Source organism: Streptosporangium sp. NPDC000095 (assembly GCF_042899335.1).
Taxonomy (GTDB): Bacteria; Actinomycetota; Actinomycetes; order Streptosporangiales; family Streptosporangiaceae; genus Streptosporangium.
In genome coordinates this window covers 612800-624812 of sequence record NZ_JBIAZS010000002.1, presented here as the reverse complement: position 1 = coordinate 624812, position 12013 = coordinate 612800, and the positions used below count along the sequence as shown (strand labels likewise).

Below are 12013 nucleotides of genomic sequence, written 5' to 3'. Positions count from 1 at the left end.
TGGTTACTTTTCCCAAGGATGGGCTTGATGTCCGTCAGGGGAGTGGGGCGTGGGGGACTGTGCACGCCGACAGGGCCGACCTCAACGGCATCAACACTGAGTGGGTGCAGGGGCGGAGCGCCGACGATGGGAAGGTTACTTTTCCCAAGGATGGGCTTGATGTCCGTCAGGGGAGTGGGGCGTGGGGGACTGTGCACGCCGACAGGGCCGACCTCAACGGCATCAACACCGAGTGGGTGCAGGGGCGGAGCGCCGACGATGGGAAGGTTACTTTTCCCAAGGATGGGCTTGATGTCCGTCAGGGGAGTGGGGCGTGGGGGACTGTGCACGCTGACAGGGCCGACCTCAACGGCATCAACACCGAGTGGGTGCAGGGGCGGAGCGCCGACGACGGATGGATCAGCTTCCCCAAGGAAGGCCTGAACGTGCGCAAGGGGGCCGGACAAACCTGGGGAACCGTGTTCGCTGACAAAGCCGACGTGAACAGCGTGACCACCAGCCAAGTCAACGGAGCAGGCGAGGGCAGGGGATACATCCAGTTCTTGGAACAGGACAAGGGCGTGCGGATATTCGGTGGCGTGTCCGCCGGCTGGATACGGGGACTTAATGATGACGAGGCATGGATTCGCTTCAACAACAAGGGCATATGGGTGCTCAAGAACCAGAACGGCGAGCGCGCGAGCGCGAACGTGGATTGCGCCACGGTCAATGAGCGGCCTACATGATCACGGTGTGATCAGCACTGTCGGCGGGTGACAGGCACTCGCCGACGTCGAAGACCACAGCGCGGATCATGATACGAGCCTATTGGAGTTCCAGGTGTGTCGGTCGGTTCACCATTGGTCACGACGGATCGACCGGCCGGTAAGGAGCCTGGACAATTGCCTGACATGATGGGGATTTCCGGCTTCGAGCCGACCTTTCTCGTCGGACTCGAAGCCGTCCGTGAGCGACACGGGCCAGGTCTGGCCACACTTGGTGGCCGACGTCTGACGGGATTCGCGCTCGTGCGTTTTGTCGAGGACGGGGACTGGTACGCCGATTGCCCGATCGTCCTGGACTTCGACGGTGTCCAGGTCGAGATCTGCCACTCGAAGTTCGATGAGCTGTCGATCGGCTGGAACACCATCGACACGACGGTCGCCATCAGTGGCTGGGAGTGGGACGAGCTCACCCCGGTGTGGTCCAGCGCCGACGAGCGGCTTGAGCCGTTCGTCGGCCTGGAACTGCGCGAAGTCGCTCTGCTCGAGTGGCGGCCGTCATCATGTCATGACCTGGCGGACGGCACCCTCGCTGTGGAGTTCGCCTTCGATGCCGGTCGTTTCCACATCGCCAACGCTCTTGATGAGAACAGCATCGATGTCGGCGATGCCCATCCAGAATTCGTGCGGCACCGATTGGTATCTGACGCGTAGCCCTCCCAAGAGAGGTGCCCGGACCAAGGGGTAGGACCCTGCAGGCTGCGTGGCGGGAATGATCACTCTTGAGAGTGAGGGCAGCGAGCGGACGGATCCGGATAATGGGCGGATGTTTGCGGCGGGCCGGACCGACAGGATGGTTGACGGGGCGCTCGCGGTGGGCGTGGTCCTGGCCACGGTGATGCCGCTTGTTCTGCCCGATCCCGATCCGTGGTGGATCATCGGGCTGGGGCTGCTGGCGTCGGTGCCGGTGGTGTGGCGCAGGCGGGCGCCGATGGTGGTGGCGGTGGTGGTCGGGGCGGCGATGTCGGTGTTGGTGACATGGGAGAAGCCGTTGCTGCCCTTCGGGCCGCTGCTGGCCGTCTACACGATCGCCGACCTGAGTCCCACGTGGAAGAGGCTGGCGGCGATTCCGGCGATCGTGGCGACGGTGGGGACCTCGTTGGTGCTGCCGGGGGAGAACGGCGAGACCTTCCGGCTGGTGGGGACCGCCTTCGTGGCCGCCTACGCGCTGGGCACCAGTGTCAGGGCGAGCCGCTCGCGAGCCGCCGAGCTGACCGAGCGGGCGCGGCGGCTGGAGCAGGAGCACATCGCGGCGGCGGCCGAGGAACGCACTCGGATCGCGCGCGACATGCATGACATCATCACCCATTCCGTTGGGCTGATGGTGGTCCAGGCCGAAGCCGGGCCGGTGGTGGTGCGCGGCGACCCGGACAGGGCCGAAGCGGTTTTCGACGCGATCGCCGACATGGGAAGAGGTGCGCTGGCCGAGCTCCGGGGGGTGCTCACCACGCTGCGGACCCCTGGCGAAGGCGGCGGACCGGTGTGCGGCCATGACGGCGACGGCGGACCGGTGTGCGGCCATGCCGACGATGGCGGACTGGTGTGCGGCCATGCCGAAGAGCGCCTGAGCGAGTCACTGTTCCAGCCGCGTCTGGCCAACCTCCCCGCGCTGCTCGACCGCAGCGGTCTCGATGTGGTGAGTACGACCGCCGGTATCCCGCGCCCGGTCGCCGAGAGCGTTGAGGCGGCCGTCTACCGGATCGTTCAGGAGGCGCTCACCAACGTGCGCAAGCACGCCGGCACGCGTTCCGTACACCTCGCTCTGACCTGGGGGGAGCGCCTGACGGTGGAGATCGCCGACGACGGGCGAGGGCCGGGCGAGCGCGGCGGGTACGGGCTGGCCGGGATGCGAGAGCGGGCGGCGGCATGCGGCGGGACGCTCAGGGCCGAGGCGGGACGGGGCGGGGGGTTCACGGTGAGAGCCGAATTTCCGCTTGAATAGCCGCATGTTGCGGGTGCTCATCGCCGACGACCAGGACCTCTTCCGTGCGGCGTTCGGGCTGATCCTGGGGGCGCAGCCGGACATGGAGGTGGTCGGCGAGGCCGCCGACGGTGAGGAGGCGATCGCCGCGGCCCGGCGGCTCCGGCCGGACGTGGTCCTGATGGACGTGCGCATGCCGGGCAGGAACGGCATCGAGGCGACCAGGGAGATCTGCGCCACCACCGCCGCCAAGGTACTCGTGCTGACCATGTTCGATCTCGACGAGTACGTCTACGACGCGGTCCGGGCGGGGGCGAGCGGCTTCCTGCTGAAGGACATCCGGCGCGACGAGCTGGCCCACGCCGTCCGTACCGTCGCCTCGGGTGAGGCCCTGCTGGCTCCGGCGGCGACCAGGAGGCTGCTTGAGGACCTGGTGCGCAGACCCGCCCACGGCGTCGCACCCCGGCTGACGGCCAGGCTGGACGCACTGACCGAACGCGAGCGCGAGACGCTGAGGCTGGTCGCGCACGGCCTGTCGAACGCGGAGATCGCCGCCGCGCTCGTGGTCACCGAGCACACGGTCAAGACACACGTCAGCCGCATGCTCACCAAGCTGGACCTGCGGGACCGGGTCCAGGCCGTGGTGCTCGCCTACGAGTCCGGGCTGGTGGTCGCCGGCAGGAGTGACAACGGAGATCACACCCGCGAGTGACGCGCACGCGGGGTGGGGAAAGCACGATCATCGGCATGGAACGCATCCTGCTCACCCTCGCCTCCGCCGTCCTGACGCACTTCGGCACCGGCCTCCATCCCGTCTGGTGGCTCACCTGGCTCGCGCCGCTCCCCGTCCTGTTCCTGGCGCGCCGGGCGGGCGGGGGTACGGCTTTCGTTGCGGGGACACTGGTCTGGCTCGTCGGCCAGGCGCGGATGTGGCCGTACTTCACCGGACCTCTTGAAATGCCACCCGCTCTGGCCGCCGCCTTCATCGTCGGCCCCGCGCTCTGTTACGGCTTGGGCGTGCTGCTCTTCCGCACCCTGATCGTGCGCGGCAGGCCGCTCCTGGCGGCGTCGGCCGTACCGGCCGTCTGGGTCACCGCCGAGTACGGCATGAGCCTCGCCGCGCCGCACGGGGCCTGGTGGAGCCTGGCGTACACGCAGGCCGACGTCCTGCCCGTGCTGCAGACCGCCTCGGTCACCGGGGTCTGGGGCATCACCTTCCTCCTGCTGTTCGTGCCCGCCTCCGTCGCGGTCCTGCGGCCACGCGCGGTGATGGTCTCGGGTGTGCTGGTCGCGCTCACGCTCGGCCACGGTCTCGTACGGCTCGCGACGCCCGCCGACACCGGGGGGCGGAAGGTCGCGCTGGTCGCGACGGACGACTCCGAGCAGCTCGTCCGCCGGTACGGCGAGGCCGTGGACGCCGCGGTGGCTCGCGGGGCGGAGATCGTGGTGCTGCCCGAGAAGGTTTTCAAGACCGTCGACCTGCCGTTCGCCCGCCCGGGCGTGGAGGTGGTCGCGGGGATCGCCATGGAGACCAACAGCGCGGTGAGCTACCCCTCCGGCGTGCGCTACGACAAGCACCACATGATCCCCGGGGTGGAGCGCGAATTCCGGCCCGGCACCGGCCTGGCCTTCCTCGACGGCAATCGGCTCGGCCTCATCATCTGTAAGGATTTGGACTTCCCCGGCCTGGTCAGGGAGTACAGCAAGGCCGGGGTCGCCGCCCTGCTCGCGCCGGCCTGGGACTTCGGCGAGGACGCGCGGCTGCACAGCCGCATGGCGGTGCTGCGCGGTGTGGAGAGCGGCCTGGCGGTGGCCCGCGCCGCACGCGGGGGATGGCTCACGGTCAGCGACGGCCGCGGCCGGATCCTCGCCGAGCGGCACACCGGCACGACGGGCATGACCACGGTCATGGCCACCCTGCCTCAGGAGGGTTCGGCCACCCTCTACACCGTCCTGGGAGACTGGGCCGCATGGGCCTCGGCAGGATTGCTGCTGCTCGCACTCGGTGCGTCGGCCCGGACGAATCCGTGAAGTCGGAACGCCCTCTTTCGTGCCTCCGTTCTAGTGATCGTCGCAACACCCCGGCTTGAAGGGGGTGCGATCTTGCTCTGGCAGGTAAGGGCTGAAATGGTCGGCGACGATCCCCGCGATCGTGGCGGCGTCGCGGGAACCGTCGACTTCGATCACGCGGATGCCGAGCCGGTGGGCGGTGCGGACGGCGTCCTCCGCGACGAGGCGGTCCCGGGTGAGGCGGTTGGCCTGTGCGCGGGCCGGATCGCTGACGCGGTGCCCGAGTGAGGCGGCGCGCGGTAGTTCTTGGGACTGGCGTCGGCGGAATTCCGGCGTGGGCACCATGACGACCATCCGGCGTGGTGAGTCGATGATGGGGGCGACGAGTTCAGGGCGGAGTCCCCAGCCTTCGGCGATGATCGGGTGGCCTGAGACGAGCGCTCGCAGGTCGTCCAGGGCCCATTCGAACCGGTCGGGGAAACCGGCCAGGGTCGTGGTGGCCATCTCCTCCGGGGTGGTGTGGACCCACATCTTGTCCGGGTCGGGCTCGGTGGCGGGCTCGCCGAGGGCGACGCGACGGGCGATCCGACGATCGTTGTGACCGCGGGCGTCGTGGTGGTCGTAGTGGTAGACGGTGATGCGATATCGGACGGCCAGGAGCCGGGCCACGGTCGACTTTCCGGCCCATTGGCCACCGCCGATCCACAGTGCGCGGCGCAACGTGCCGAAGGGATCCCGGACTTCGCTGTCCGCAGGGGAGTCATGGCTGGTCATCCGGTGTCCTCCTATGGTGAGGTCGGCGTCGACAACCTCATGTCACTCGCCCACACGGACATGTTCCTGCCGATTGCCGGGTCGGGGAGGTCGTCGGGTATAGGTAAAGTCATGATCTACCTGAGACGTGCAGCGCACACCGCCGTACTCACCTTCGTGCTCGTTCCGATCACCGCCGTCCTCACCACCCCGCAGGCGGCGGCCGAACCGCGTAAACGATCACAGGCGGAGTCCGCGGCCCTCGCCCGGCGCATGCTGGCTCAGCTCAAGGTCGCCAGGCCGCTGTCCATCCGGGGCTACGGCCGCGAGCGGTTCCAGTCCCGATCGGCGCACCGCAAGAGCAGGTGCAACACGCGGGAGCTGGTCCTGGCCCGCGACGGGCGGAACGTGCGCCGCAACGCGGCCTGCCATCCGGTCAAGGGGCGCTGGTACAGCCCGTACGACGGCAAGTGGCTGAAGAGCGAGAAGTACGTGGACGTCGACCACCTGGTGCCGCTCGCCTACGCCTGGCGTTCGGGCGCCAAGCGATGGAGCCAGGCCAAGCGGCGCGCGTTCGCCAACGACCTGGTCCGCCCCGAACTGCTCACCGTCAGCCACTCCGCCAACATCGCCAAGGGCGGCAAAGGTCCGCAGAGCTGGCGCCCGCAACGTCGCGCCCACTGGTGTCAGTACGCGACCTCGTGGATCACGGTGAAGCGCCACTACCGGCTCTTCGTGACCCGCAAGGAGAAGGTGGCCCTGCTCAACATGCTCCGCACCTGCTGAGGTTGGCGTTCGCCGGGGCCACCTTCACGTCGAGACGATCGTCAGACGGCCGTGCGCGACCACTGCTGGTTGGTGCCGCTGTTGCACGGATACTGCTTGAGGATCACGCCGTCCGCGGTCGATGCGGCGGGCACGTCCACGCATTTGTTGCTGTGTCGTGCCCGGAGCTGGAAGTAGGTGCCGTTGCTGACCATCTGGAAGTGCTGGTTGTTGCCGAGGCCGCAGGTGTACTGGACGAGCTCGGCGCCGTCGGCGGTCGAGGCGCCCACCACGTCAAGACACTTTCCGCTGTGGCGGCTGACGATGCGCCAGTAGCCGCTGCCGACGTCCTGGAACTGCCACTGCTGCCACGCGTTGCCGTTGTAGGTGTACTGGCCGACGCGCGCACTGTCGTTGGTGCTCGCTCCTTGGACGTCCATGGCCTTGCCGCTGTGGCGCGCGTTGATCCTGTAGGTCACCGTCGGCGGAGGGGTGACGTCGCCGACGGCGTCGCCCCAGGCGTACCGGACCCGGTTGGCGCCGTGGCCGTTGCGGACGGTCACGCTGAGGTTGGTGCCGCTGCCGCCCATGACGTACATCGAGTACCAGTCGTAGCCGATGGTGCCCGGCTTGCCGCCGAGGGCGGGCCAGTAGGTGCCGCCCATCTGGTTGTCCCGCATGACCTGGGCCATGGCGCGGAGGTAGCGTACGAAGTTGTCGGTGCTGGTCGGGTCGGCGTAGTTGAGGCCGGTGGACATCGGCGCGCCGAACTCGGTCGCGACCGCGCGGTGGGCGCAGTTGCCCAGACGTGTCTGGATGTGGTTCCGGAACTCGTCGTAGGTCATCGGGCCGTAGAAGAAGGCGTAGTAGTGGAAGGACAGCAGCGTCGAGTTGAAGCGGCTGTCGTTGCAGATGTCCCGCAGGTCCTGGCTGAAGCCGGTGCCGCCGATGAGCACCCGGCCGGGCACCGCCGAGGTGTGATAGCCGAGCCAGTTCGCCGCGACGTTGCGCCACTCCGTCGACGAGTAGCCGTGCGGCTCGTTCATCGGCTCGAAGTAGACGTTGCTGTTCGAGCCGTACGTGTTGATCACGCTGGACCACATCGTGTTCCAGGCGGCGAGGTTCGTGATCCTGCCACCTGAGGCGGCGCCGTCCTCCCAGTAGGCGAGGATGACCTTGAATCCGCGTTCGGCGGCGGCGTCGATGGCGCCGCGGTAGGAGTTCCACCAGGTCGTGTTGGCCACGGTGTGAGTGTTGATGGGCAACCGGATGGTGTTGATGCCCATGATGTATTCCATGTGGTCGTAGAGCGAGTTGGCCTTCGCGCGAACCGTCGCGTTGCTGTCGGACTGGCTCAGTCCCTGCACGACGAGCGTGCCGGTGCTGAAGTTGTCACCCAGTACGGCCCAGTTCATGCCTCGGAACTGGCTGGTCTCGGCATTGGCCGACGGTGCGGAGACGACGAGGCTGGTCGCCGCGGTGAGCGCGGTCACCACGAGGGTGATCAGTAATCGGCGCAACGACCGAATGCGCCGCGAGGATCCTGACGAGTAACCATCAGACGCCATGATCAGTGCCATGAATGTCCAATCACTGGAGGGGGAGGGACGCCGCGGGTGTCCTTCCCGGGAATCAGTAAGGAGACGGAGAGGGGCGACATCACAGCTGCGCGCTCACGGCTGGGCTCAGAGGTAAGGGGGCGTATCGGCGGACGCACGGAGAATTGTTAGCGATAACATCTCTTCGTGCATCTCGTCCCTGTGGGCTTGGCGGTGGGGGGATTGGTCCTTGATGAAGGCCCGACGATCGGGTCGCATTCGTGTTTCTATTGTATTTCCGCAAAGTGTCAGGGTTCGCAAGGTGGGATGTCAATATCTCGTTATCAGAAATTCGTCCCCATGCGGTCGACATTCCGCGGCGGCGACGATGCCGGTCTCCGGGTCGGAGACGGCTGTATCGCCTGTTCAGCCCTCTTCGGTGCTTGGCGGCCGGAATCTCCGTGGCCACTCACGACGAGGGCGCCCTCGTCGTCCGGACGGCCACCACGCGACCGGCGAAGCTCGGGCACCACCGCCTGGGAACGCGCCGCGGAGTCCGGCGGGGCACCCGAGCGGCCGTTACGGCCTCAAGATCACCGGAGCCTGCCTGCGAGGTGGGACGGGCATACTGTCGGCCATGGCTTCTCTTGTGCACCACGTGAGCATCGACTGTGCGGACACCTACCGGCTCGGAACCTTCTGGGCCGAGGTGCTGAACACCAAGATCGGCGAAGACGACCACCCCGGTGACCCCGAGGCACTGGTCGAGACGGAGGGCGTCTCGCTCCTGTTCATCGCCGTCCCCGAGGGCAAGACGGTCAAGAACCGGATCCACTTCGACATCCAGCCCACAGACCGCACTCGCGACGAGGAGGTCGAGCGCCTGCTCTCCCTCGGTGCCACCCTGGTCGCCGACCGCCGCCGTCCCGACGGCACCGGCTGGGTCACCCTCGCCGACATCGAGGGCAACGAGTTCTGCGTCGAGCGCAGCGCCGCCGAGCGCGCCGCCACCGCGTCCTGACTCGGGGACAGCCCGTCACTCCCGGGTGGTGATCTCCTTCGCGGTGGCGAGGAGGCGTTTGGCGGTGTGTTCGACGTCCAGGTCGACCATCGACACGATGCCGAGGCTCGCCTCGAGTGAGCGTCCCTCGCCGTCGTAGAGCGGCACGGCGATGCCGACCGCGCCCGGTGTCAGGTTTCCGCGCGACACCGCGTATCCGCACTTCCGCGCCTCGACGACCGCGGCCGGGTCGTCGGCCCTGGGCGGCCGGGCGAGCATGATGGCGAGGCCGCTCGCCCCCTGGTCGAGCGGATGCCGGGCACCGCTGCGCTGGGACAGATGGAAGATCGCGTCGGACGGCTCGACGACCGCCAGCACCACGGCGTCGGCCCCCTCCGACATGACGCACTGCGTGGTGACGCCGAGCTCTTCGGCCAGCGTGCGCAGGTAGGGGATGACCGCGCGCTGGAGCTGCGGGTTGGCCTGCCGGGCGAGCTGGATCACGCCCAGCCCGAGCCGGTAGCGCCCCGAACTGCCCTCGGCGGCGAGGCGGTGACTGCGGAGCGTGGTGAGCAGCCGATAGACGGCCTGCCGGTGCATGCCCAGCGCCGTGGCCAGCTCCGCGACGGTCATGTCGCGGTCTTCCGCGGCGAGCAACTCCAAGAGCCTCAGGCCGCGATCCAAGGTCTGGGATCCGTTGCCCTGACCGGCGCCGTCTCCGGCGCGATCTCCAGCGCTCACGCCGAGCCACCTCCACCGCTGTCGGTTTTCCTAATGCGCACTGTATCTATATTGAACAAAGCCGATGTCACTTGTCGCATGGGAGTCAACTTATGACGGTCCGATCGGCTGCGGCATTACGTCCGGCTATCCGGCCGAACGCGAGACATTCGGCGATACTGCCGCCGCCTGTCGGATAAAGCAGGCCATGTATTGATCCTAGCTCACCGGCGGAGTAGAGATTGTCTATCGAACCTCCGCGAATCGCGGCCACGCGTGCTTTCGCGTCGCGGCGCGGACCGCCGACCGTATGCGAGCCGCCCGGCCATAGCGGAACCGCGAAATAACGGTCGCCGCCGAGCGGGGTCAGCGTGACGGGGTCGCGGCCGAAGTCGGCGTCGACGCCCGCCGCGCAGTGCTGGTTGTAGCGGGAGACCGTCTGCTCAAGCACGACCGGATCAAGTCCGCAGGATCGGGCCAGATCAGGGATTGACCTGGCCGAATGGATCCAGCCACGCCGCAGTTCCGCCTCGTTGTCCGCACTCCAGGCGTAGTCTCGCACCGGTCCGGCGGGGCCCGAGTAGGTCGGGACCAGTGTCGCCCGCTCGAAACGGGCTTGATCGAATATCCACCACGTCGGAATCCTCGGGTAAGTGAGCTGATCGGCGTCCATCGCCAAAAGCGCCAGATGGGCGGCGTGCTGCTTTCCCGGTTCGCGGATGAATCGCCGGCCCGAACCGTCGACGAAGATCGAACCCGGTGCGGGCTCGCCCTCGGCTGGCCCGAACCGGCCTGATCCCCACAGATCGACGGCCGTTCCCCCGGTGTATCCGTCGCCGGGGAATCTCGCTACGAAATGCCCTGGCCAAACATTCATGTGCCACAGTTCGGCGCCGATTTCCGTCGCCATGACGATGCCGTCCCCGGTGTTGTGCTCGGTGCCGTAGAAATGCACCGGAGTGACCGGAAGGTAGTGTGTTTTGAGCCGTTCATCGGCCTCGTAGCCGCCGACCGCGAGCACGACGCCGCGGCGTACGCCGATCCGTCGGACCCCGTCGGCGCCGTCGGTCTCCACCCCGACGACCGCGCCTCGCGCGTCGGTGAGCAGCCACCTGGCCGCCGTCGCGTACCGGACCTCGATCCCACGCTCGGTGACCAGGCTCCGCAGGAAGCCGTGCATCGGGCAGCCGGTGTAGCCGTCGGGCCCGCTCGTGGGCTGCGCCTTGTAGACGCGGATCGACTCGTGGCCGGGCAGGGTGGGGTGCTCGCCGCGGATGTCCAGTTTGAGGTACTTGCCGCCGTGCCGGTCGAGCCAGGCCGGGGTGGCCGCCGTCTCCTCCGCCCAGGTGCGGATCAGGTCGGGGTCGATCGTGGCCAGCTCGCCGTTGACCGCGTACAGCGCGGACAGGTACTCCACCGCGCCGTCGACGTCCTCGGGCACGAGGAAGAAACCGGCGGCGTAGCGGCTGTTGGGCCGGTGGTCGTCGGCGGGCTGCTTCTCGATGACGAGCACTTCCGCGCCCTCGTCGTGAGCGGTCACCGCGGCGACCGCGCCGGCGTCGCCCAGACCGAGTACGACGACGTCGACGGTCCGATCAAAGGGACCGGTGTGGTGCATCGCGACCTCCTTGGCCGGGGGCTGTCGTCACGACTGTCCGGTGAGTCCGAACAGCTTGGCCGCGTTCTCCTTGAGGATCTTCGGGCGGATCTCGTCCCGGATGTCGATCTTGGCGAAGTCGGCCAGCCAGCGCTCCGGAGTGATCATCGGGAAGTCCGACCCGAAGAGCACCTTGTCCTTGAGCAGCGTGTTCGCGTACTGCACCAGCTGGGGCGGGAAGTATTTCGGCGACCACCCTGACAGGTCGATGTACACCTTCGGCTTGTGCATGGCGACCGAGAGCGCCTCGTCCTGCCAGGGGAACGACGGGTGCGCGAGGATGATCTGCAGGTCGGGGAAGTCGGCGGCCACGTCGTCGACGTGCATCGGGTTGGAGTACTTCAGCCGCAGCCCGCCGCCGCCCGGGGTGCCCGCACCGGCGCCGGTCTGGCCGGTGTGGAACAGCGCGGTGAGCCGGTGCTCGGCGATGACCTCGTAGAGCGGGTAGGCCATCCGGTCGTTCGGGAAGAAGCCCTGCGTGGTGGGATGGAACTTGAAGCCGCGGACGCCGTGCTCCTCGATCAGCCGCCTGGCGGCCCGCACGCCCGCCGCGCCCCGATGCGGATCGACGCTCGCGAACGGGATGAGCACGTCGCCGTGCAGTGCCGCCTGTTCCGCGATCTCCTCGTTGGTGGGCGTCTGCTCCCGGCCGCTGACGTGCATCGAGTCGACGCCGAAGACGATCGCCGCCATGTTCCGCTCGCGGTAGTACTCGGCGATCATGGGGACGGTGAACCTCTTGACCGCACCGGCCTTGAAGTAGTCGGCCATCGCCGCGAAGTTGTCGTTTCCCGGCTTCGGCGCCTCGTGGACGGAGAGCTGCACGTGGGTGTGCACGTCGATCGCGTCGAGCGCGGCGATGTCCATCATGTCGCCTCGCCTTCGTCG

At 67.9% G+C, this 12013-nt stretch carries 12 protein-coding genes; 7 read left to right on the top strand and 5 right to left on the bottom strand.

Going from position 1 to position 12013, the window contains the following annotated elements; genetic code table 11:
• The 5 genes from ACFY3V_RS08215 to ACFY3V_RS08195 form a co-directional block, all read left to right on the top strand.
• A partial coding sequence (locus tag ACFY3V_RS08215) for a hypothetical protein (RefSeq protein ID WP_389771189.1) occupies nt 1-725 on the top strand: 725 nt, incomplete at its 5' end.
• A 156-nt stretch (nt 726-881) separates the two neighbouring features.
• A complete protein-coding gene (locus ACFY3V_RS08210) occupies nt 882-1415 on the top strand; it encodes a hypothetical protein (protein WP_389771186.1) in 534 nt (177 codons plus the stop codon).
• Between the two features lie 112 nt (nt 1416-1527).
• The gene (locus ACFY3V_RS08205; protein WP_389771183.1) at nt 1528-2703 is read left to right on the top strand and encodes a sensor histidine kinase; all 1176 of its coding nucleotides are present in this window, start codon (nt 1528-1530) and stop codon (nt 2701-2703) included.
• A 4-nt stretch (nt 2704-2707) separates the two neighbouring features.
• Nucleotides 2708-3394, top strand: coding sequence for a response regulator transcription factor (locus tag ACFY3V_RS08200; protein ID WP_362926317.1), 687 nt, complete (start codon nt 2708-2710; stop codon nt 3392-3394).
• Nucleotides 3395-3429: 35 nt separating this feature from the next.
• Nucleotides 3430-4713 (top strand): hypothetical protein, encoded by a 1284-nt coding sequence (locus ACFY3V_RS08195; RefSeq protein WP_389771180.1) that lies wholly within the window; start codon nt 3430-3432, stop codon nt 4711-4713.
• Nucleotides 4714-4743: 30 nt separating this feature from the next.
• Here the strand turns inward: ACFY3V_RS08195 and ACFY3V_RS08190 are convergent, their stop codons facing one another.
• Entirely contained in the window at nt 4744-5466 is a 723-nt protein-coding gene (locus ACFY3V_RS08190) for a hypothetical protein (RefSeq protein WP_389771177.1), read from the bottom strand.
• On the opposite strand from ACFY3V_RS08190, the gene ACFY3V_RS08185 reads away from it, so the two are divergent.
• On the top strand, nt 5455-6231 hold the full coding sequence (locus tag ACFY3V_RS08185; protein WP_389771173.1) for an HNH endonuclease family protein: 777 nt from the start codon (nt 5455-5457) through the stop codon (nt 6229-6231). The genes ACFY3V_RS08190 and ACFY3V_RS08185 overlap by 12 nt on opposite strands.
• 41 nt (nt 6232-6272) lie before the next feature.
• Here the strand turns inward: ACFY3V_RS08185 and ACFY3V_RS08180 are convergent, their stop codons facing one another.
• Entirely contained in the window at nt 6273-7730 is a 1458-nt protein-coding gene (locus tag ACFY3V_RS08180) for an RICIN domain-containing protein (protein ID WP_362903391.1), read from the bottom strand.
• 655 nt (nt 7731-8385) lie between these two features.
• Between ACFY3V_RS08180 and ACFY3V_RS08175 the strand changes: the two genes are divergently transcribed.
• Complete coding sequence (locus tag ACFY3V_RS08175) at nt 8386-8769, top strand: VOC family protein (protein ID WP_362903393.1); 384 nt, start codon at nt 8386-8388, stop codon at nt 8767-8769.
• Nucleotides 8770-8784: 15 nt separating this feature from the next.
• Here ACFY3V_RS08175 and ACFY3V_RS08170 read toward each other — a convergent pair whose 3' ends face one another.
• The 3 genes from ACFY3V_RS08170 to ACFY3V_RS08160 form a co-directional block, all read right to left on the bottom strand.
• Entirely contained in the window at nt 8785-9489 is a 705-nt protein-coding gene (locus tag ACFY3V_RS08170) for a helix-turn-helix domain-containing protein (RefSeq protein WP_362903395.1), read from the bottom strand.
• An 85-nt stretch (nt 9490-9574) separates the two neighbouring features.
• On the bottom strand, nt 9575-11086 hold the full coding sequence (locus ACFY3V_RS08165; RefSeq protein WP_389771168.1) for an FAD-binding protein: 1512 nt from the start codon (nt 11084-11086) through the stop codon (nt 9575-9577).
• Nucleotides 11087-11113: 27 nt separating this feature from the next.
• The gene (locus tag ACFY3V_RS08160) at nt 11114-11995 is read right to left on the bottom strand and encodes an amidohydrolase family protein (protein WP_362903398.1); all 882 of its coding nucleotides are present in this window, start codon (nt 11993-11995) and stop codon (nt 11114-11116) included.
• Between the last annotated feature and the right edge of the window lie 18 nt (nt 11996-12013).